Genomic DNA, 21,295 nt, shown 5'->3' with positions numbered 1-21,295 from the left:
ATCATCTCGCCCCGCGGTTTGCTACGTGCTGATCCACAGGCTGATTTGTGGGGAACAGCCCGATGCAGATCGTGGCTCATGGAGCACAGGTTCGGCAGCACCGCGCAACGGCGCGGCGGCCGGCCGGATGCCTCAGCCGAAGCTAGCGGCCCGCCGCCGATGTCCGACGGAACGATGCCGTCCGCCGAGGCCATGCTCGGCCAGTTCGTCGATCGCCTGCTCGCGTCCGAGACGGTCGACCGGGCCATCTTGGAGCGTGCCGAGCGCGTGGCTCAGGCCGAGGATCGGCGGCTCGACCGCGTCCTCAACGAACTGGGGCTCCTCGACGACGACGCGTTCGCGCGGACCTGGGCCCAGGTCGCCGGTCTCCCCTGCGCGGCGGAGACCGATTATCCCAAGGCCCCGATCCTCGAAGACGTCCTGTCGCCGGCGTTCCTGAGGAGCGCCGAGGTCGTCCCGATCGAAGCCACGGATACGGGGCTCGATCTCGCCATTCTGGATCCGCTGGATCGGTTCACCGTGGCCGCCGTCGCGGTGAAGACGGGCCGCAAGATCCGGCCACGCGTTGGACGGCCGCGGGATCTCCGTCACGCCCTCGAAACCCTCTACGCGCCGCGGCCGAGCGCGGATGGGCCTGCCGCCGCCGGCGGCGACGTCTTCAGCCACGATGTCGACAGGCTGCGCGATCTCGCAAGTGACGCTCCGGTCATCCGCCTCGTGCAGGACCTGCTCACCCGCGGCGTTGAGCGGCGCGCTTCCGACCTTCACCTCAGCCTCAGCCGGCGCGGGCCGCGGGCGCGCCTGCGCGTCGACGGTCTGCTGCACGACATCGCGCCGCCGCCGGTCGACCTCTACGAGGCCGTCGTCTCGCGGCTGAAGATCATGAGTGGTCTCGACATCGCCGAACGGCGGCTGCCGCAGGACGGCAGCGCCCGCGCCGTCGTGGCGGGGCGAGAGGTCAACCTGCGCGCCGCGACGATGCCGCACATCACCGGCGAGGGGATCGTGCTGCGCATCCTCGATCGCTCCAACCTGTCGGTGGATCTCGAGGGTCTGGGCGTCTCGCGCACGTTCCTCGCCGACCTGGGAACGGCCCTCGCGCAGCCGAACGGCCTCGTGCTCATGACCGGCCCGACAGGCTCAGGAAAGACGACGACGCTCTACGCCGCGCTCCGCTCGATCGCGCGCGCCGACCGCAACATCGTCACGATCGAGGATCCCGTCGAGTATCAGCTCGACGACCAGATCACCCAGATCGAGATCAATGCGCGGATCGGCCTCGATTTCCCGCGCGCCCTGCGCGCCGTGCTGCGTCAGGATCCCGATGTGGTGCTGATCGGCGAGATCCGCGATGCCGAGACGGCGACGATCGCGGCGCGCGCCGCGATGACCGGACACTTGGTGCTGGCAAGCATCCACACCGGCTCGGCGGCGGCCGCGATCCCACGCTTGGTCGATATGGGGGTAGAGCCGTATCTCCTGTCCTCGACCATTCGCGCCGTCATGGCGCAGCGGCTCCTGCGTCGGATCTGCCCATCATGCCGCGGGGACCGCGTACCGCTGCCGGCACACCGCCTGGCCGCTCTCGGTCTGCGCTGCGACGAGCCGGTGCTCGGCTGCGCGGCGCAGGGTTGCGAACGGTGCGATGGCTCCGGTTACGCCGGGCGCGTCGCGGTGACGGAATTCCTGTCCGTCAACGAGGCCGTCCGCGCCGAGATCGCCAAAGGCAGCGATGCGACACGTCTCGAAGCGGTCGCGCGCGGATTCGGGATGCGCGTCCTGATCGAGAACGCCGCCGATCTCCTCACCACGGGTGCGAGCACCCTGAGCGAGATCGAACGCGTGTTCGGTCAGGCGGCCTGAGCGAGAGCCGACGGTGCAGGATTTCCGCTTCAAGGCCCTCGACGCCACCAACACGGTGCGCTCCGGATCTATCGAGGCCGAGAGCAGGCGGGCGGCCCAGCTCAGCCTCTCAGCGCAGGGGCTCACCATCATCGACCTCGCGGTCGCTGAGCGGGACAGCGTCGAGACGGGGCGCCGAGGGACTGACCGTCCACCGTCGGCCGCGCGGCGCTGGAGCCCGACGGCGCGGGACATTCAGGTCCTGGCTGCCGAGTGGGCGCGGTGCCTGGATGTCGGTCTCACCATCGCGCAGGCGGTCGACATCTCGGCGGACGGCCGCAACGGTACGAAGCTCGGCCGGTCGACGGTCGCGATCCGGGACGACCTGAAACGCGGCAGCACCGTGCACGACGCGCTCCGGGCGCACATGCCGCGGCTGCCCCCCGCCGCCCTGTCGATGATCGAGGCGGGCGAACGGTCGGGCGAACTCGCAGAGGCGCTGGCCAAGCTCGCCGAACGGCTGGTCCGGCAGCAGCGCCTGAAGGGTGAGATCCGCTCGGCTCTGATCTACCCGAGCTTCGTCGTGGTCACGGCCGTCGTGGTGATCGCGATCCTCCTGCAGGTCGTGGTCCCCGCCATCGACGAGGTGATCGGCGACCGCAGCGGCGAGCTACCGATCTCCGCGCAGATGGTGCTCGCGGCGAGCCGGGCTTTCCGCAGCTACGCCGTCGAGATCGTCGCCGGGCTTCTGCTGATGGTGGCCGTCGTCCTCGTCCTGGTCCTACATCCGGCGGCGCGGCCGGCCTTCGACCGCCTGCGCCTTCGCATTCCCGTGATCGGCGCGCTGCTCCTGGCCGGGGATGCGGCTCAGTTCGCGCGGTCGCTCGGCGCCCAGATCGGCGGTGGCGTCCCGCTCGGCCGGGCCGTCCGGCTCGCCGTGGACGCGGTGTCGCTGCAACCGGTTCGGCACCGGGCCGCCGGGCTGGAGCGCAGGCTCGCCGAAGGCTGCTCCCTGAGCGAGGCCCTCGCTCTGAACCTGCCGAGCCTGCCGCGGGAGCTGTCGCGCTTCGCCCGGATCGGCGAGCAGACTGGACGCCTCCCCGCCCTCCTCGCGCACGTGGCGGATCTGCTCGACGAGCGCACGCGGCAGCAGCTGCGCGTGCTGACGGGCCTGGTGACGCCCACGGTCACGGTCACCCTCGGCCTCCTGGTCGGCTTCATCGTCCTCTCCCTCATGAGCGCGATCATCGGCCTCAACGAGGTGGCGCTGCGATGAGCGTGGACCGTCACGGCGACCGGGCGCGCAGCTTCTCCGCACCCGGCTTCACGCTCATCGAGATGGTCGTCGTGCTGGCCGTTCTCGCCGGCGCCGCAGCGGTCGCCGGCGTCGCCGCGCGACCGCTGCGGGAACGCAGCCTCGTCGCCCGGTCCGCCCGAACGATCGAGGCCCTCGTCGTCCGCGCCCAGGCTCTCGCCGTCCGCGACGGCCGGCCGAGTCTGGTTCGGTTTGCGGAGGCGGGTGCCATAACGATCCCCGGCACACGGCACCGCGTCCAGCTTGACCCTGCCTTGACGCTGTCCGTGACGACGATCCGCGAGGCCGGGCCGGCGGACGAGCAGGCGCTCATGTTCCTGCCGGACGGAACCGGCACGGGCGGCGTGCTCCGCCTGGCGATCGCAGGTCGCGACGCACCGACCCGGACGCTCCGCATCTCCTGGCTTACCGGGGCGGTCACCGATGCGCCCTAGCCGTTCGACAGCGCCCGGGTTCTCCCTGATCGAGGCGGTCGCCGCGATGGCCCTGCTCGCCCTGGCCCTGCCGCCCGTCACCGCGATCATCTCCGGCGCCGTCACCCGGACGATGCGGATGAACGACCGCATCACCGCGCTCCTGCGGGCCGAGTCCCTCCTGGCCGAAGAGAAGGCCACGTTCCGCGGTCGCTTCGGCGTTCGGGAAGGCGCGGATGACGGAGCGCGGTGGACGGTCGAGACGGCGCCTCTCGCGGTTCCGCTTCGGGACAATAGGACCGGACCGGCTCAGGAGCCCGTTCTGATCCCGGCGCGCCTCTCGGTCTCCGTCCAGCTGGGCCATGGGCCCTCAGTCACCCTCGACACCCTGGTCCTGTTCAGCGGAGCGCGCCGATGAAGCGGTTGCGAGCCGGTTTCACCCTGATCGAGGTGCTCGTGGCGCTCGTCGTGGCGGCGCTCATCGTGGCGAGCCTCGGTCACGTCGTGCGCGACGCCTTCGACCTTGACGGGCGCCTCGCCGGACAGGCCCGGACGATCGACGGGACGGTCTCGCTCTTCACGCTCGTCGACACGCTCCTGGCAACGACGGCGTACGAGGCGCGGGTGGAACCAGCGGCGGCGGGCGCGCCGCCGACGGGCGGCGCCGCGATCCGGTCGAGCGCGGTGCCGCCATCCATCTCGGGCACGGAGGACGCGATCACGATCTGGTCCCGGGGGCCGGCGATCCTCGGGCTCTCCGACAGGATTCCCTTCACCCTCGCGCAGGAGAGCGCGGCGGATGGGCAGGAGACGATCGTCCTGCGCTGGCGCAGCCCCGGAGGCACCCTGGAGAGCGAGCCCGTCCTCGGCGCGCAAACCCTGCGGCTCCGGTACGGTGGCACAACCGGGAGCGGGGCTACGCTCTGGCAGGACCGCTGGTCCGGCCCGACAGAGTCCCTGTCGCTGATCGAGGTGAGCACGACCGACGCCGTCACGGGGCGCCGCTTCACCCGCGTGGCGCATGTAAGACCCCTGCTGCCCCGGATCTGCGCGCGTCAGCCTTCCCTGAAAGGATGTCTGCAATGGCAGTGAGCGATCTGGCGCGCCCGGTCGCGCTGCGCGCTGCCGCGGCGGCGCGTGAGGGGATGGCTCTGGCTGCCGTCTGGTGGAACGATATCCTGTCGTATCTCAGCCCCGAACACCGAGCCCGTCTTGCCAAGCTGCTCGACCACGGTGATCCCGTCCTCATCACGGGCGATCGGGACCGAGGCTTCGTGGTCGACGGCGTGCCTCTCGAATCGGCCCAGCCCGACCGCCTGCGGCTCATCAGCCTGCTGATCGAGACGCAGGCGGTCATGCGACGCAGGCTCGATGTGCCGCAAGCCGTGGCGACTGAACTCGCCGCGGCCTTGCGCATGAACCTGGAGACGTGGACGCCGTTCTCGGAGGGGGACGTCTACGCGCTCGCGCGGCCGATCCCGGAGAGCCGTTCGGGTCCGGGTTCCGCGACGATCCGGATCGAGATCCGGTGCGTCGCGCGCCGCGCAGTCGATGATCGGATCGCGGCCCTCGCAGATCTGAAGGATCTCACGCCGGACGCCCTTCGACTCGGCGACCCGGCCTTCGAAATCGCGCGGCCGACGGCCAAGCGCTCGGCGATGCTGCGGCGGCAGCGATGGCTGCTCGGACTCGGTGCGCTCGCCGTGGCGGAGGTCGCGACCCTGCACGCGCTCGTGTCGGGGCGTCAGTCCGATCGAATCGCCGGCTTGGAGGCCGAGCAGGAGCGGCTGACCCGCGCCCTGCGGCAGAAGGCGGCCCTGGGCAGGAAGGCGACTGAGGCGCGCGAGTCGCTGCGGACCATCGCGGCGCAGTTCGACGCACGTCAGAGCGTCTCCAGGGCCCTGGAGGTCCTTGCGTCCGCTCTGCCGGCGGACACCCGCATCCGCGAGATCGCGTTCAGCCGCGACCGGGCCGAAGGCACGCTGGTCGTCGCCGGCGCTGCGGATCTCGATATTGCCGGCGTCCTGGCGCCCACGGGTCTGTTCCAGACCCGGGAGATCGCGGCCGACGCCGCGTCGGCGGGCGGGCCGCGGCTGTACTCCGTCGTGTTCGCGCTCGCCGGCTGGATCCCGAACGACAGGCGGCCGCGCCGATGACCTCCGGGATCACCTTCGCGGCGATGCCTGACCGGTGGCGAAGGCCGCTCAGCCTCGGCCTTGCGGCTCTGGCCCTGGCATCGGCCGCTGGATCGTGCGCGGCAATCCTGTCCGGTTATCGGGATCGGACGGCGAGCATCGATGCGCTCACTGAGGACGTCGCGCGCCTCAAGACCGTCCTGGATCAGGACGCGCACGGGCGCCCGTCGCCCGGAGATGCTCGAGACGGCGAGGCACCCAACATCCTCGCCGCGGATCCGGCGGCCGCCCAGGCCCTGATCCAATCACGGCTCCGGACCCTGGGAGCCGACAGCGGCACGCCCGCCGTCCAAGTCGAGTGGACCCGGTTGCTCCCGTCTCAGATCGGTGAAGCCGTGACCGCCGTCCGGGCCTCGATCAAGCTCACAATTCCCGCGTCGCATGTCGGCCGCGTCATCAACGCGCTGGAATCGGCCGTGCCTCCCCTGCTTCTGGACGAGGTCCAGATCGGTCCGACCCAGGGGCCCGGCTCGGGTGAGCCAGCATCGGCGAATGACGGCTCGATGACGCTCGTCCTCGCGGTGCGCATCTACGCCCCTGGGGGGAGAGCACCCTCCCCGGCTCGGCAGCCATCCGAGGCCCGCAATCCGGCCCCGGACCGGCTGCCATGATTCCGCACCTCCGTCACCGGGCAGCCATCCCGATATGTCTGGCCCTGAATCTGCTGCTGGCCGGCGCCTGCCTCCTGGTTCATGACCCGGCATCGAGCGGTGTGAACGGAAGCGAGAAAAGCCTCCCCGAACCGACCGCGGCGGCTCATGCTGTCGGTCTGCGAGCGAAGATCGTCGATCGCATCCGCGACGATCCGGGTATCCGCCTGTTCCGGCCGCCGCAGAAACCCAGCACGTCCGCGGCACCGGTGCAGCGTCGAGACAACGGGTCCGAACCGGCCCGGCTCGTCGGGATCATCCTCTCCGAGCCGACAGGCGAAACCGGGATCGCCGTGGTCGAGCTGGAGGACCATCGGATCGTGCGCGTCCGTGTCGGCGCAAAGGTGCAAGACACGAGCTGGACCGTGCGGCGGATCGGACACCGCTCGGTGGAACTGGACCTGGGATCCGGCCGGCGCGTCCTGACCCTGAACTGACGGCGTCGCCCCGCCTTGACCGAAGCGCACCCCGTGCCGAAACGACCTGAGCGTGCTGCTCTTCTGTGGAAAGGGCAGCACGCAGAATGTTGCTTTATGGCGCGCTGCGCGGAAAATCCGATCCTCGAAAATCCGCAGTACGGATCATTTCAAAATTCGATCTTACTTCGATGCCGTCAATGTCGAGCTTTGCTGACCCACGAAGCCTGCAAGCCAGTCCATCGTGGGGTTAAGCTCCCATCCGGTTCTCCCGGACGCATAATGGCTGTCGACGTAGAGACCCATGCACTGAGTATAAGGCAATCCGCCATAGCCCATGAAGCAATGATCGGCATAACCGTCCTGAACCTCTGAGTCCTTGACCACATACCATCCGCTCCCATTCGTTCGGAAGCAGGATTGGCTGCCGCTGCTGCACGACAAGCCCGTAACCAGTGCCGCTTGGGACGCCGCGACGGCCAGACTCCCGCCGACGAACCCGTCGTGCTCACCGTTGATGATGCGCAAGTTGCTTCCACTCTGTGTGTGCTTACCATCGGCGATACAGGAACTCAGATCGTAGTACTGTGTGTAGGTCGAGCCGGTGCCCTGCCCAAAGGAGGCGCGAACACGGCTGTCGTAGTCATGCGAGAGGACGGAGATGATCGAGCCTTGGCTCAGCCCCCCTGTAACGACGCCTTTCGAGCAATCTGCGCGGGTCGAGGAGCAGAGCTGCTTGATCGCACTGTTGGCGTTGGAACTGTCGAAGATGGCTTTGGCTTTCTCCGAGATCACGGAGCAGTTTCCGAACAGGCCGTTCGCGTACTGCACCGAGGCAGCGACCATGCCTCTCTCGGCCGCAGCCTCGATCGCCGCAAGGGCCCAGAGACTTTGATAGGGCTCACCGGTTCCACCGATATGCACGTAAACCGGGTAATTACCGCTTGTCTTCGGCCTGCGTCCCTCAATATTATAAGTCGTGCCTCCGGCCGTATAAGTTGACTGGAAACTCTCGGTTTCATATGTGGCCTGAGTCTGATCGTTGGCCGCAGCCGGTCCTGCCAATCCAACGATCGCACACAGGATCCCGGCCGAAATCGCACGAAGACTCCGAGTTGTTGATAAGAAAGTCATGACAATGTCCTCTCTGTGTTGCTATAATGTATAGATTGCGCGCAAAGACAGGACATAATTGTTATATCTCTCGATATTTTACCTCAAGTTGAAGCAAAAACTTCCGATCTATCCTTTGCGCGCACGTAAAACATAGCAGAAAAACCTTAGCGATCACATGACGGAGCTGGCGCAACAAGGGACTGATGTGAGGGAAGCGACACAAGCCGGCCCCTCGGCGAAACCGACCAGTTCAATGTGCTGACACGCCGCTAGGGGCGCCCTGGACGTCATCGGACGCCGCATAGGGCATACATTGAACAGCGACGCACCGAGCGTCGGTCAGGGACGGACAGAGATGGGATAGCGCCTGCATGCCGCTCACGCCGGGACGGCGCCACCCTGTACTGTCCTACGACTTCGTCGAGGCGCACACTGGGCGCAGGTTCTGATGCTCAACGCGCCCGGTGCGTTCACGCGTGCGCGGCGAGGTATCCAGTCGCTCTCAAGCCCGAGATAACAGACGTGATCGATGCAGCCTCGGATCTGCCGATCCTGCGCAGTTGGCCGGAGCGTGTTCGTTAAGACACCGGTCCTCGTTCATCGCCTGCCGGTGTCGACGTTGATCGCAGAGATCGGCGCAGAGGCTGCCTATGTTTCTCGGAGCCGTGGCCAATCACGACGAGCTCGAACAGGGATCCAAGTTCTTGTTCCGACGGGCTTCTCACGCCGAATCGGTGCCCCTCTCAGCCAAGGGCACTCCAGCACGCTTCGCGATAACCCGAGACAAACCGGATTCGTGGTGATCCAGATCGGGGCCGGCATGCCCTGGGTGATAGGCATGCCGCGTCACTGCGTTGGCAGTCTGGGCTGGGCTGCGCATCGTGAAAACCAGCCAGTAATCGCCCCGCGTTTCAGCGCGGACCTGTGGCGTTTTTCAGGTTGTCCGGGAGAGTGGACGCAGAGTCCAATTTGTAAGTATATTTTACAGGCGCGTCGGTAAAATTCGTGCCGGTCAGGGATTTCCCCGTCGTTTGATTATATGTGTTATTCCGTTCGAGAAACGTATAGCTGTCATTATCGGAATCGAGCCCGAGCTGATTGCTGTTGTTGGTTTTATCAAAATAATTCGATTCCGAGACAACGTTGGAGCCGCTACCGATTTGCAGAGCGTTGTACTGCGCAGTCGGGTATGATTTCCCGTCCGTGCCCTTGTTGTAGCTATCGGGGGCTTTGCTGTTGTCAAAGTAATTATTATACACGTGGACCCAGCCGCGCAGCAAAGGCCGACCGCGGAGGTTCGGGCCAAGCCAGTTGTGATGCAATGTGACGTGAAGCTTCTTGCCACCATAGGTGTAAGAGTCGTCCTTGTTGATCCCGACCACCATGGCGAGCCGCTCACCGGCGAGGTCGGTGTCATTGCCAACCCAGTTCCAGACTGGATCCGGGCTCATACTCACCCATTGGTCCGTGAAATAGAAGCGGTTGTAAGAAACCGTGACATTATCAGATGCAAGACCGATACTGAACAAATCGTCGCTTGTATCGTAGAATGTGCAGTGATCGATCCATACGTTCTTCACGCGTCGGAGAGAGACGCCCAGATAATTCACGCCCGCCTTATTGTCCGTGCCCTGGACCTGTTTCGGCAGGGCCTGAAGATCTGCAATTTTGCCGTGAAACGTGATGTTTTTGATAACAATGTTGCTTATACTTTTATCGGAATCGAGTTTTTCTCCGGAAATTTTGATTTGAATATTCTCCAGCTCGGCCTTTCCGCCGTTCTCGCCCTCGATTGTCGTGTTATCCCAACTCTTATCTTGCAAGGTTATTGTCTTCAAGCTCGATCCGCCGTAAATATGGCCGCTGATGACGATATGATGGCTGCCATTGGAGATGGCACGATCAAGTTCGTCGACTGACGTCACCGTCACAGCACTGGAGGAGGAGCCAGTGGCGGATGCGAAACCACCAGTGTCCGTGTCGGCGAGAGCAAAGGATGCGCTGAATGCGAGACCGGATAGCGCAAGAAGCGATCTGTATATTCTAATTTCGGTCATGTCGTAAGCCTCAAGATTTTATAGGCTGCCTGACGAAAATAACGGTAAAGAAATTATATGAAGATTTTATGTCATTTTGGGATTTTATGCCCAGAGTTTCGGATCTTTTGCTTGTATTGATCGCAATTCACGAAGATGTATCTAAATAATTATTCTTCCGGAAGATGAAAGGTCATCTCACGCAGATACATATTATTTAGAATTTGGAACGCGCGGATCGTGCGCATGTTGAGCGTTGCCGGTGCAAGGCTCGATCCCGACCTGGGATCATCGCTGAATGCGTCGCAAATCGTAGTCCAGCTCCAAATTTGTAGGCTTAAGTTCTTCGGTTTGTTTCATGTCTCACCGGGCTCACGGCGTCGACGCCTTCTCGTATCTGTGGCGCAGCGTTCGAGATGAGCGTTTCGGGCTTGCGCCCGATGCGGACGGTGCCAGAGCGGCCGCGCGAGACGTCCGCAGGCCGAGCGCGCCACCGTGCCAGCCGCGCGGCGCCATGGAAGCCGGCATCCTGCGCAGCACCTGCCGGACGCCGTCGCGCTGGTCTCAGCCGGCCTCGCCCAGTCTCCTACTTCCCCGACAGACAGCCGGATGACGCGGTTCTGCAGAACGCGATTGCGGCGTCGGCCAGCTCGGCCTTCGCCACGGAGGCGATCGTCCTCGCCGCAGCGGATGCCTCGGATCGCGTCGATGCCGTCAGAGCCGCCGGGAACGACGAAGGCGATCTGGCCGAGGGCGCCGCTCTCGCTGCGGCGCCTGCGAGAGGCAGGGTCGACGATCTCGCGCTGCACGCCGGTTGGCGACTCTTCGACGGCGGCGGCGCCTCGGCGAACCAGCGGACTCAGAGCGCCTCACAGAGCTCGTGTCCCGGGCGGTGGTGTATCTCGCGCGGGGCGGTCATCGGCGGTTGCCGGGCAGGGTCGGATCGCGAGCACCAACCTCGTATCCGAGAGACCCCCGATGACGGACGAGATGATGGCCCTGCGCGGGCTGATCGAGTCGGAGGACGGCGGCCTGACTGGCGCGGCCCACGGCCGGCCGCGCCCGGTCCGTGGGAACGGCTCCGGCCAAGCGTCGCGGTTCCGCCCGTGCCGTGCGGCGTCGCCGTCACATCGGCACGCCGACCGGGGAGCGGCGGCACTGTCGTCGGTCTGCGGGCAGAAAAAAGGCCGTCCTCGCGGAACGGCCCGAAGTCTTGGGAGGAAACGCCCTCGAGGAGGGCTGCGAGATCGCGACGCCATCGCGACCCCGCGCAGGTGATCTGGGCACCGGGCGAGCCCTGGACAACCGTCCGCGGGCCGGATCGCGCGTCGCAGCGGCGCCGTTCGGCCCGCCGGGTGCGCTTCCGCACCAGGCCCCGTCAGGCCACCGGTCGTGCCGGCCCGGATGCCGGATCGGGACCCGCGTTACGGTGGGATCAGCTGGCCATCCCAGGCCAGGGTGTGACCGGAATGTTCAGCCCGCAGCCCGGACACCACGCGCAGCAGGCGAGCCGCGGACTCGGCCGGCGCGAAGACGCCGGGTGTGTCGGCATCGGGGCGGAACGGCCGGGACAGGGCCGTCCGCACGGTCCCGGGATGGAGGCCGACGACGATCAGCCCCGGATGGGTGCGCGCCGTCTCGACGGCGAGCGTCCGGAGGATCTGGTTCAGCGCCGCCTTCGAGGCTCTGTAGGCGTACCATCCGCCCAGGCGATTGTCGCCGATCGATCCGACGCGGGCCGAGAGCGCGGCGAAGACGCCGTGCCCGGCGCGCGGCATCAAGGGGATGAAGTGCTTGGCCACGAGGGCGGGCCCGATGGTGTTGACGGCAAACACCGCGTTCATCGCGGCCGGATCGAGCGCGCGGATCGCCTTCTCCGGCGCGATGCCCGGCCCGTGCAGCAGCCCGCTGGCGACCAGGACCAGCCCGACCGGTCCCGCCGCGCCGACCGCCTCGGCCGCCGCCGCGATCGAAGCCTCGTCCGTGATGTCGACGGTCAGGGACTGCACAGCTTCGGGCTGGGACGCCGGCGCGCGCGAGAGCGCGACGATGTGCGTGTAGGTCCCGGCCTCCGCCAGGGCCGCGACGAGCGCCTGACCGATGCCGCCCGAGGCTCCGAAGACGACTGCACTGCTCATTCGGCACACCGCGAGCGGGGTGGCTCCCCGGACGTCCCACTCAACGGATCCCGGCCGCCGCGCGCAAGATCCGCGAACGCTCACCCGGCGGTTATGCCGCGCTCGGGAGAAGGGCCCGGGGGCGGCCTGGCGGGGGCTCACGCCGTCGGGCTGGCACACGATCGTGACCACCCGGATCGGTCTCGTGCCCTGACCGGGCCGTTCCGCTGCCGCATTCGGGCGCGTTGATGCACCCGCACCACGACCGCCCCGCCGGACGGCATCCCACGTCCGGCGGATACATCGCCTCCGACGGGATTCCGCGATGCGCCTGCCCTCCGCCCTCCGCCGCCGCCTCGCCGCGCTGATCCTCGCCGCGGCGTGGCTCGCCAACCCCGCCCGGGCCGCGGAGACGCGCATCGCGCTCGTCGTCGGCAACGGGGCCTATCAGGCCGGCCCGCTCGCCACGGCCGCCAACGATGCCGGGCTCGTCGCCCAGACCCTGCAGGCGGCGGGCTTCGACGTCATTGGCGCCCGCGACCTCGACGAGGATGCCCTGCGCAGATCGCTGCGCGACTTCGTCGACAAGGCCGCGGCCGCCGGGCCCGACGCCGTCGCCTTCGTCTATCTCGCCGGCTACGGCCTGCAGCTCGAGGGTGAGAACTACTTCGCGCCGGTCGACCTGCGCGTGGCGAGCGCCGCCGATGTCGCCCTGCGCGCGCTGCGGATCTCCGACTACACCAGGAGTCTCGCGGCCCTGCCGCTGAAGGCGCGGTTCTTCGTGCTCGACGGGGCGCGGCGCGCGCCGTTCACCGTGCCGGACAAGCCGCTGGCGGGCGGCCTCGCCCTCACGGAGGCCGAGCCGGGCAGCCTGATCGCCTTCAACGCCGCGCCGGGGACCGTCGGGCCGGTCGAGAAGGGACCCTACGGCGCCTACGCCCAGGCCCTGGTCGAGATGATCCGCGAGGGCGGCCTCCGGCCGGGCCCGCTGTTCGACCGCGTGCGCCTGCGCGTCGACGCCGCCACGAGGGGCGCCGAGGTGCCGTGGGATGCCGACCGCGCGGGCTCGACCTTCGTCTTCTTCGACCGCGCCGCCGACGCCCCTCCCCTCGGTCGGGAGCGGGTCGCCGCGCTCCGCGAGCGGCCGCTGCGCGACCTCGGCGCTCAGGACGCCTACGCCGTCTGCCTGGAGCGCGACGACCTCGCCCGCTACCAGGAATTCGTGGCCGATTACCCCTCGGACCTCCTGGCCCGGCGCGTGCGCGCCCTCATCGCCGCCCGGCGCGAGGCGCTGGTCTGGCGGCGCACGTGGCTCGTCGGCACGCCGGACGCCTACTGGTCCTATCTCGCCCGCTATCCGCGCGGACCGCACGCCTGGGACGCGCGCCGCCGCCTCGCCTCGCTCGCCGCCGCGCTGGAACCGCCGCCGCGCTACGTGACGCTCGCCTACGACGTGCCCCCTCCCCCGCCGGACGAGGTCGTGTACGTCGATCGGCCGGTGCTGTTCCTCGACGACCCGGTCTTCGCGCTTCCGCCGCCGCCCACGCCGGCCCTCGTGTTCCTCCCGCCGCCGCCGGCCTATCTCGTCGCGCTGGCGCCCCCGCCGCCCGTGTACGGGCTCTACGTCCTGCCGGCCCCGCCGGTCGTACCGGTGCCGGCCTACGTGTCCGCGCCGGCCTACGTGGCGCCGCCGCCGAACAACCTGCTCTTCCAGAACATCCACAACACGACCGTCATCGAGCAGCTCAACCGGCAGAATACGGTGATCCAGGCCCCCGCCGCGGCCRGGGGCGGGTCCCGGAACCCGAAGGCGCCGAGCCGCGCCAGGGTCTCGNACGCCGTGCTGGCCGCCTACGAGGACGCGCTGCGCCGTGTCGGCGGCTACCCGCCGGCCGCGGACGGCGCGGGGCGTGACACCGCGGGCGCGCCGGTCAGCACCACGGCCGATCCCCGATGGTAGGCCCCAGCCGGCGGTCGGTGCTCGCCGGCGCGTTCGCGGCAGGTGCGGGCGTCCGACCCGTCCAGGGCAGTCCCGCGCCGATCGCCCTGCGTCGGGGTATCGCCCTCTGGCCCTGGTTCTCGCTGACCACCGAGTACCCGCCCCCGCGGACCGACTACGCGTGGCCGCCCTTCCAGGCCGACCGGCCGGTGCCGACCCGCGACGACCTCATCCGGATCGCCGGGTTCGGCTTCGACTTCGTGCGGCTGCCCCTCGATCCTGGGCCGTTCGTGGCCTTCACGGGGTCGCGGCGCGCCGAACTCCTCGGTACGCTGTCGGCGGCCGTCGACGCGGCGCTGGCCGCCGGTCTGCGCGTCCTGGTCAATGTCCAGGCGAACGCCGCGACCCACCATTACACGCCGGACGCGTTCTACGGCTCGGACCGGGCGCCGCTCCTCGCCGCCTCTCGCGATCTCGTCGGTGACCTCGCGCGCCTGTGCGCGCGGAAGGGCACGGACCGCGTGGCCCTGGAGCCGGTCAACGAGCCGCCGCAGGCCTGCGGTGCGGGCGCCTGGAACCGGGTGCAGGACGGGCTCCTGGCGGCGGCCCGAGCGGCCGCGCCGGCGCTCACCCTCGTGGCGACCGGTTCCTGCGGCAGCCTCGTCGCCGGCCTGACGGCTCTGGATCCGGCCGCGCTCGCGCGGTTCGCGCCGCTTCTCTACACGTTCCACTTCTACGAGCCGTACCTGTTCTCCCACCAGGGGGCGACCTGGCTCACCGAGGAGCCGTTCTACCGCTGGCTCACCGCCGTGCCCTGGCCCGGGAGCCGCGGCACACTGCGCGAGACCCTGGCGGCGGTGCGGGCGCGCATGGAGGCCGATCGCACGGTGCCGCAAGCCGAGAAGGCGCGCGACCGCGCGGTGATCGAGGCGAAGCTGCACGAATATTTCGAGGCCGCGCCCGGTCCGGCCTACGTCGCCGACGCGATGGCGCCGGTGGCGACCTGGGCGGACCTCTGCGGGATCCCGCGGGGGCAGGTGCTCATGGGCGAGTTCGGGGCCCTGCGCACCGATGCCCGGTTCACGGCGTCCCGGGCGCCGGACCGGGCCGCCTACATCCGGGACGTGCGGCTCGCGGCCGAGGCGAACGGGTTCGCGTGGTCGTTCTGGAACCTGTTCGACGGCCTCGGCCTCATGGACGACGCGCACGTCGCCGATCCTGCCCTGATCGCGGCGCTCGGGCTGCGGACTCGGCCGTGAGAGCGCCGACGATCGGGCCCTCGCCCGCCCGCTCTCAGCCGCGGCGCGGCAGAGGCGGGAACAGGACGATGAGCATCAGGGCGAACTTGGCGAGCAGGGTCGTCTTGCCGGCGAGGCCCTCGAACGTGTTCACGAGGATCACGAAGGCCAGGATCGGCAGCCAGACGCCCCGCCGGCAATCCCGCGCGATCTCCGCGAGGTAGAGCCCCACCGCGATTACCAGCACCGCCGTGACCAGGATGCCGTGGTAGAGCACGGCCGAGATGATCGAGTTCTCGATGCCCCATTCCAGGCCGTAGATCCGCCGCAGCGTGTTCACCTGCAGGAAGTCGGGGGCGAGCAGGAGCTGCCGGAACGGGATCGCGTCGAACACCGTGAGCATGTCGACCCGGGCCTGCGCGCTGCCGCCGTCCGAGACGAACCGGTCCAGCAGCGTGTCGAAGAACCCGGCCGCGGCGAGGACGGCGACCAGCACGGGCAGCAGGGTCAGGGCGAAGCACGCGCAGGCCGCCGCCGCCAGCGGGACGCGGCCGGTGCGCAGGGTGCGGTTCAGGCCCACGAGCCCGACGGCGCCGCCGAGGATCAGCGTCGTGACCGTGGCCGAGCGGCCCCCGAACGTGACCAGGGCGACGAGCTGGAGGACGATCATGGCGGCGCGCGGCATCGGCGCCAGGCGGCCGCCGCCCTTGGCCAGCGCCAGGATGTAGCACGCCGTCATGGTCGCGTTGGCCAGCGGGTGGCCCTGGAGCGCCGCCGAGCGGGTGTCGGACTCGAACGCCACGCCGTCGAACCGGTAGGGGAAGAAGCGCTGGCCGCTCGCGAGCTCGAACAGGCCGAGCAGGGCGTTGGCGAGCATAACGAGGTGGAAGATCGTCTCCAGCCGCCCGAGCGTTGCGGCGTCCCGGTCCATCAGGAGGATCGGGACGAGCCCGGCGAGCACGAAGGTGTCGATGGAGCCGGCTAGGCCGGCACCGCCCCGGGCCACGATCAGCGCGAGGAGCAGCACGCCGCAGGCGGCCAGGAGCACGCTGGCCGGCCGCCGGTTGAGCGCTCCGGCCACCGGGATCACCGGATTGCCCGCGCGCACCAGGGTCCAGCCGATCAGGACGACCGCCAGGTAGGTGGCAGGGTGGATCTTCGAGGCGGCCGAGCCGGTGATCCCCTCGTAATTGAGGCCCAGCACCCACAGGAGGCCGCCCGAGACCCCGACGAGGAGCAGGGCCCAGACCGACAGCGCCATCGATTCCGCCCGCAGCAGGGCGCGCAGCACCGGACCCGTGCGCGCCGCCGGATCGTGGCGGCGCGCGAAGCCGGTCTGCCGGACGGTCCTCACGCCTCGCGCCGGGTGAGGAGCAGGGAGCCCGAGATCGGCCGGCCCAGCGCCTCCGACGTGTCGACGAGATCGATCAGGTCGCGCTGGCGCGTCGCACCGTTGCAGGCGACGAGCAGCAGCCGGTCGGCGGCGGCCGCCAGGGGCCCGAGGCGCAGGTTCTCGGTCAGCACGCCGCCGTCGACGAGCACGAGGTCGAAGCGTCCCTTCACGCCGGCGATGAAGCGCTCGACATTGGCGGGCGTCAGAGCGTCGCGCAGGGGCTTCTCGGTGTCGCCGAGCCCGATCCGACGGGCGCCGGAGGCCGGGTCCGTCCGGGTCACCGCGTTGAGGCTCTGCTCGCCCCGGAGCACGTCGAGCAGGCCGCCGGCGCCGGAGCCGTCCGCCCGAAGGTCGGCGTCGACGCGCAGGACCCGGTCGCCCCGCGCGACGGCCACCGCGGCGAGCAGCCCGATCACCGCCTGCCGCTCCGCCTCGTCGGATTCGCCCGAGGTGACGAGCAGCGCCAGCGCGTGGCCGCGGGTGCCGGAGGTCGCGGCCAAGTGGTCGAGGGTGACGCTCGCGGCGGTCGCGCTCGCGCCCCGCGGCCGCAGGCCGGGCAGCACGGCCACGACCGGGGCGTGTGACAGCCGCTCCAGCTGCCGCGGCGAGAGCACGGTCGGCGCGAGGTATTCCCGCGTCAGCGCGAGGCCGGCGCCGAGGCCGAGGCCGCCCGCGAGGGCGGCGGCGACCAGGATCAGCCGCGGCGGCCAGCTCGGATCCTGCGGCGGTCGCGCCGCGGTGATGATCCGGGCGTTCGAGCTGTCGATGCTGGTCTGCTCCTTGATCTCCCGGGCGCGCACCAGGAAGGCGTTGTAGACCGAGCGCGCCGCGTCGACCTCGCGCTCGAGCTCGCGCTGCTGCACCGACGACTGGGCGTTCACCGCCGACTGCCGCTGCAGGCGCTCCAGCTCCGCCGCGAGGGTCCGCTCGTTGGCCTGGGCGCGCTGGGCCTCGGTCTCGGCGGCGCCCGCGATGCGGTTCAGCTCGGCGTCGATCAGCCGGCGGACGTCCTGCATCTGGGCGCGCACCGCGGCGATGAACGGGTGGCGCTCGCCGAGATTGGTGCGCAGGTCCGCCTCCTTGGCGGCGAGCTCCGCGTACTGCCCGCGCAGGCGCTCGATCACCGAGGACTGGACCGCCTCCGGCATCGCCCCGGACCCGATCGCCTGCCCGCGCGCCTCCCGGATCCCCTGAAGCCGCGCCTTGGCGTCGGCGGTCCGCGCCCGCGCGGCGACCAGCCGCGCGTTCAGGTCGGTGAGCTGCTGCTCGTTCACCAGCCGGCCGCTCGACGCGATCAGGCCGTTGCGCGCCTTGTAATCCTCGAGCTTCTTGTCGGCGGCGTTGACCGCGCTGCGCAGCTCGTCGAGGCGGCCGCGCAGCTCGCCCGCGGCGCGCTTGGCGGCGTCCGAGCGGGCGTCGGTCTGGTCCGTCAGGTAGGCGCTCGCGATGGCGTTGACGATCCGCGCCGAGAGGTCGGGATCCGTCGTGGTGACCACAAGATCGATGACGAAGACCTTGTCGGCGCGCTTGACCGCGAGCCGCCGCCGCAACTGGTCCAGCGCCCGGCCGCGGGCGTCGACTGGCCGCTCCGCTCTCGGCCCGGCCACCAGCGCGCGGAGCTCGCCGAGGGCTCGCGTGACGACGCCGTCCCGCGGCGTGCCGAAGCCCGGCGTTGTCGCGAGCCCGACCTGATCGACCGCCCGCCCCAGCACGGCGTCCGACTCGATCACCTTCACCTGGCTCTCGACCTGGGCGATGCCGCCGTCCGGCGACAGCCCGGCGGGGTTGACGTCGTTCGAGACGACCTGGCGGTCGCGGGGGTCGATCAGGATCTGCGCCGTGGCGGTGTAGAGGGAGGGCGTGATCAGCGCGTAGGCGAGGGCGAGCAGGCCGAGCAGCAGCGCCGTCCCGAGGACCAGCCGCTTGCGCCGCCACAGGATCCGCCACAGGTCGCCCAGCTCGGCGGAGGTGTCGGGTCGGTTCGGGCCCGGACGCTCGGGATGCGCCGGCTGCACGGGGCCGAGCCACGTCGCGACAGCGATGTTATGGTCGATCTGTGCCACGATCGGTCACCGTCGTCTCAATCCTGGTCGGTCCCTCGCGGGTGCCCTCTCTAACTGCAAGAGTCGCGCAGCCTGCTGACAATGTATCGGGACCGCGATCCGCGCCGCGGCGGCCCGGATGACTGGGAGCGTGGTAAATGATCTCCGCGCTGCGCGCGGCCGCACGCACCGCCGTCATCGCGGTTCCGGTGTTGCTACAGCATGTCGGCGGCGCGCGGCGCGGACGCGTCGCCGCATCGCGGAGACCGGCCGAGGGCCCGTCCGGATGTCCCGCGCGCCTCGCCGAGCCCGGCCTCGACGGATGCCGACTGTCATTGGCGTGGATAACGCCTTCAGGCTGCTCTATTGTCCGATCGGATAAATTGTATTGGTCCTCACGAGACGTAACAATCGCTCCAGGCTGCGGCCTCTACTTTATATCGGGTGCTCTGCCATGGAAGCGATCAGCGTTGAGGACCGGGTCGGCCGGCGCGGCGCCAGCGCCCGCCTGCGCCGGATCGCGGCCGCGACCGGCGTCCCGATCGCCGCCTTCTTCGGAGCCCCGGCACCGCGCCCGCTGGCCGAGCTCAGCGAGCTGATCGGCCTGTGGCAGGCGATCGCCGATCCGGAGGGCCGCAGCGAGATCCTGGCGGTGGCCCGGGCGCGGGTGTCGCCCGAGCGCCCGCGGATCGCGGCGGCGAGCGCACCCTCGTCGCCGCCGCGCGCCGCCGCCGCCACGTCCCGCGGCAGCGAGCCGTAATTGTAGGCCACGGAGGTGAGCGAGGCCTTCGCCCGGTCGGACAGGCCCTGCCAGGCCGCGCCCACCTGCGCGGCCGCCTCGGTCTGGAACGCCACGAGGCGGCGGGCGAGATCGCGCTCGGCATCCTCGCGCGTCGTGACGGTATCGGCGGTCACCGGGCTGACGCGGCCGTCGGCGCCGGTGGTCGTGTCCGAGCCGAAGCCGACGCGGAAGCGGCCGTCGTTGTCGCGGTAGGCCGCGCTGCTGAACCCCTCGAACTTGCGGATCAGCGCAGCGGCGTCGCCGGTCGCGCCCTGGAGACGCTGGCGCAGCAGGTCGATCCGGCCGGTCGCCTGATCGATCCCGGCCTGCGCGGTGTTGCCGAGCAGGCCCGCGGTGGCGTCGGTGAGTTGCTCCGCGTTGAGCGGGGTCCGCGCCAGGGTGGCGTTGCGGCGCTCGATCGTCTCGAGCTGCTTCTCCAGCGCCTCGGTGACCCGGTTCGCCTCGTCGACCTGCCCGCGCAGGCGCGAGGCGAACAGGCCGGCGAGCGGGCCCAAGGCCGCATAGCTCTTCAGCTGCTCCTGCAGCGACCGGGTCATCTCGTTGCCGTAGGCGCGGGCGCGCTCGACCAGGGCGGACAGGATGGCGGCCTGCATCTGGTTGGCGTTGCCGTTCTGGCGGGCGAGGTCGAACTGCGCGCGCAGCTCGCGCGAGACGCCGCCAAGCGCCGTGAGATACGGCCCGCCCGCGGCGGCGGGGTCGCGCAGCGCCCCGGTCAGCGCGGAGGCCATCTGCTTCGCCTCGTCCTCGGACGAGGCCATCATGGCGATCAGCGAGACGATCGAGGCGTTGGCCGAGCCGGTGTAGCTCGGGACCGAGGCGAGCATGGCCTCGATCGAGGCCGCGCCCTGGTCGGTCATGCCCGGGACCTTGGTCAGCTCCAGCGTGAACGCCTGGAGCATCCGGGTGGCGTTCTCGAAGCCGCGCGCTTGCGCGGCGGCCTGGAGCCGGTCCATGTTGCCGGCGGCCGCGATGGTGCGGCCCTCGACCTCGAGCAGGCCGGAGCCGTAGATCTGCGAGCCGCGCCGCCATTCCTGGAACGCGCTGCGCTGCCGCTCGATCGCGCCGGTCAGCCCCTGGGTGGACAGGGCCGTGACGTCGAGGGCGCGCGAGGCTGAGAGCGCGTTGAAGGCGTACTCCACCAGCGCGGTGGCGCCGGACCGAGCCGCCGTCGCGGTGGCCGCGATGGCGGTGCCGACTGCCGCGTAGGTCCGGCCAGTCGCGCCGGACACGGCTTCGTCGGCCGCGCGCAGACCCTCGTAGGCGGTGACCAGCACCGCCACGGCGCGGGCCTGCGTGGCGAGCGCGGACGTGTTCTCCGCACTGGCCTGGATCTGCCGCAGCGCCGCGTTGGCCGCGTCGATGGCGGCCTTCAGCTCGTCGTAGCTCTGGCGCGCGGTCGCGTTCTGGCCGCGGGCCGCCGTGGCGAAGCCCTGGATCGTGCCCTTGGCCTGATCGGCGGCCGCGCGGATGCCGCCCGCATCGCCGCCGAAGCGGATCTGGATGTCGTCGGCCATGGTCGAGCTCAAACGCGATCGGGTTGACCGAGCGGGCGGCTGCTAAGGAGGGTTCTCTGCCTGTCCGCTTCTGGACGGCGGATGCGTCGAAGGAGTTACAGCCGCGGGGAACGTTCACGAGCCAACGCAGACCTACCGACCCTTCAGGACGGTATGCGCACCGCCGTCCATCAGGGCGCTGACAGCGCACGAGCACGGACTCCGCTGGTGCACGCCCCATGAGTTCGATTGCGGACCCGCGGGGGCGTCCCGCCACCGCGTATGGAA

Annotated in this window: 16 protein-coding genes; 10 read left to right on the top strand and 6 right to left on the bottom strand. The window is 69.6% G+C overall.

Translation table 11 applies throughout. The features are described from left to right. Window positions 1–18 precede the first annotated feature (18 nt). The 8 genes from MMR14E_RS03930 to MMR14E_RS03895 are packed head-to-tail and all read left to right on the top strand — an operon-like array spanning window position 19 to window position 6,852. On the top strand, window positions 19–1,863 hold the full coding sequence (locus tag MMR14E_RS03930) for a GspE/PulE family protein (protein WP_331312901.1): 1,845 nt from the start codon (window positions 19–21) through the stop codon (window positions 1,861–1,863). 13 nt (window positions 1,864–1,876) lie between these two features. Beyond that, window positions 1,877–3,118, top strand: a complete 1,242-nt coding sequence (locus tag MMR14E_RS03925) for a type II secretion system F family protein (RefSeq protein WP_331312900.1) — start codon at window positions 1,877–1,879, stop codon at window positions 3,116–3,118. Continuing rightward, window positions 3,115–3,591: a prepilin-type N-terminal cleavage/methylation domain-containing protein gene (locus tag MMR14E_RS03920; protein ID WP_331312899.1), complete on the top strand. Its 477-nt coding sequence runs from the start codon at window positions 3,115–3,117 to the stop codon at window positions 3,589–3,591. The genes MMR14E_RS03925 and MMR14E_RS03920 overlap by 4 nt, the downstream gene beginning before the upstream one ends. Then, the gene (locus tag MMR14E_RS03915) at window positions 3,581–3,988 is read left to right on the top strand and encodes a hypothetical protein (protein WP_331312898.1); all 408 of its coding nucleotides are present in this window, start codon (window positions 3,581–3,583) and stop codon (window positions 3,986–3,988) included. The genes MMR14E_RS03920 and MMR14E_RS03915 overlap by 11 nt, the downstream gene beginning before the upstream one ends. After that, window positions 3,985–4,662: a prepilin-type N-terminal cleavage/methylation domain-containing protein gene (locus MMR14E_RS03910; RefSeq protein ID WP_331312897.1), complete on the top strand. Its 678-nt coding sequence runs from the start codon at window positions 3,985–3,987 to the stop codon at window positions 4,660–4,662. The genes MMR14E_RS03915 and MMR14E_RS03910 overlap by 4 nt, the downstream gene beginning before the upstream one ends. Further along, window positions 4,653–5,726: a hypothetical protein gene (locus MMR14E_RS03905; protein WP_331312896.1), complete on the top strand. Its 1,074-nt coding sequence runs from the start codon at window positions 4,653–4,655 to the stop codon at window positions 5,724–5,726. The genes MMR14E_RS03910 and MMR14E_RS03905 overlap by 10 nt, the downstream gene beginning before the upstream one ends. Further along, on the top strand, window positions 5,723–6,376 hold the full coding sequence (gspM, locus tag MMR14E_RS03900; protein ID WP_331312895.1) for a type II secretion system protein GspM: 654 nt from the start codon (window positions 5,723–5,725) through the stop codon (window positions 6,374–6,376). The genes MMR14E_RS03905 and gspM overlap by 4 nt, the downstream gene beginning before the upstream one ends. Then, window positions 6,373–6,852: a hypothetical protein gene (locus MMR14E_RS03895; RefSeq protein ID WP_331312894.1), complete on the top strand. Its 480-nt coding sequence runs from the start codon at window positions 6,373–6,375 to the stop codon at window positions 6,850–6,852. The genes gspM and MMR14E_RS03895 overlap by 4 nt, the downstream gene beginning before the upstream one ends. Before the next feature lie 162 nt (window positions 6,853–7,014). Here the strand turns inward: MMR14E_RS03895 and MMR14E_RS03890 are convergent, their stop codons facing one another. The 3 genes from MMR14E_RS03890 to MMR14E_RS03880 form a co-directional block, all read right to left on the bottom strand. Continuing rightward, window positions 7,015–7,965 carry a hypothetical protein gene (locus MMR14E_RS03890; RefSeq protein WP_331312893.1) on the bottom strand — a complete coding sequence of 317 codons (951 nt, stop codon included), beginning with the start codon at window positions 7,963–7,965 and terminating at the stop codon, window positions 7,015–7,017. Window positions 7,966–8,858: 893 nt separating this feature from the next. Next, a complete protein-coding gene (locus MMR14E_RS03885; protein WP_331312892.1) occupies window positions 8,859–10,004 on the bottom strand; it encodes a hypothetical protein in 1,146 nt (381 codons plus the stop codon). Between the two features lie 1,403 nt (window positions 10,005–11,407). Then, entirely contained in the window at window positions 11,408–12,121 is a 714-nt protein-coding gene (locus MMR14E_RS03880) for an SDR family NAD(P)-dependent oxidoreductase (protein WP_331312891.1), read from the bottom strand. A gap of 304 nt (window positions 12,122–12,425) precedes the next feature. On the opposite strand from MMR14E_RS03880, the gene MMR14E_RS03875 reads away from it, so the two are divergent. Both MMR14E_RS03875 and MMR14E_RS03870 read left to right on the top strand, forming a co-directional pair. Next, entirely contained in the window at window positions 12,426–14,060 is a 1,635-nt protein-coding gene (locus tag MMR14E_RS03875) for a caspase family protein (protein WP_419539297.1), read from the top strand. Continuing rightward, on the top strand, window positions 14,054–15,298 hold the full coding sequence (locus MMR14E_RS03870) for a cellulase family glycosylhydrolase (RefSeq protein ID WP_331312890.1): 1,245 nt from the start codon (window positions 14,054–14,056) through the stop codon (window positions 15,296–15,298). The genes MMR14E_RS03875 and MMR14E_RS03870 overlap by 7 nt, the downstream gene beginning before the upstream one ends. 34 nt (window positions 15,299–15,332) lie before the next feature. Here the strand turns inward: MMR14E_RS03870 and MMR14E_RS03865 are convergent, their stop codons facing one another. The 3 genes from MMR14E_RS03865 to MMR14E_RS03855 all read right to left on the bottom strand — a co-directional run bounded on the left by MMR14E_RS03865 (window position 15,333) and on the right by MMR14E_RS03855 (window position 21,028). Beyond that, the gene (locus tag MMR14E_RS03865; protein ID WP_331312889.1) at window positions 15,333–16,631 is read right to left on the bottom strand and encodes a VpsF family polysaccharide biosynthesis protein; all 1,299 of its coding nucleotides are present in this window, start codon (window positions 16,629–16,631) and stop codon (window positions 15,333–15,335) included. Next, entirely contained in the window at window positions 16,628–18,733 is a 2,106-nt protein-coding gene (locus MMR14E_RS03860; protein WP_331312888.1) for an exopolysaccharide transport family protein, read from the bottom strand. The genes MMR14E_RS03865 and MMR14E_RS03860 overlap by 4 nt, the downstream gene beginning before the upstream one ends. A 414-nt stretch (window positions 18,734–19,147) precedes the next feature. Further along, the gene (locus MMR14E_RS03855) at window positions 19,148–21,028 is read right to left on the bottom strand and encodes a lysozyme (protein ID WP_331312887.1); all 1,881 of its coding nucleotides are present in this window, start codon (window positions 21,026–21,028) and stop codon (window positions 19,148–19,150) included. Between the last annotated feature and the right edge of the window lie 267 nt (window positions 21,029–21,295).

Origin of the sequence: Methylobacterium mesophilicum (assembly GCF_036441335.1) — a bacterium.
In the GTDB taxonomy this organism is placed as follows: Bacteria; Pseudomonadota; Alphaproteobacteria; order Rhizobiales; family Beijerinckiaceae; genus Methylobacterium; species Methylobacterium mesophilicum_B.
This window is presented reverse-complemented; position numbering and strand designations above follow the sequence as displayed.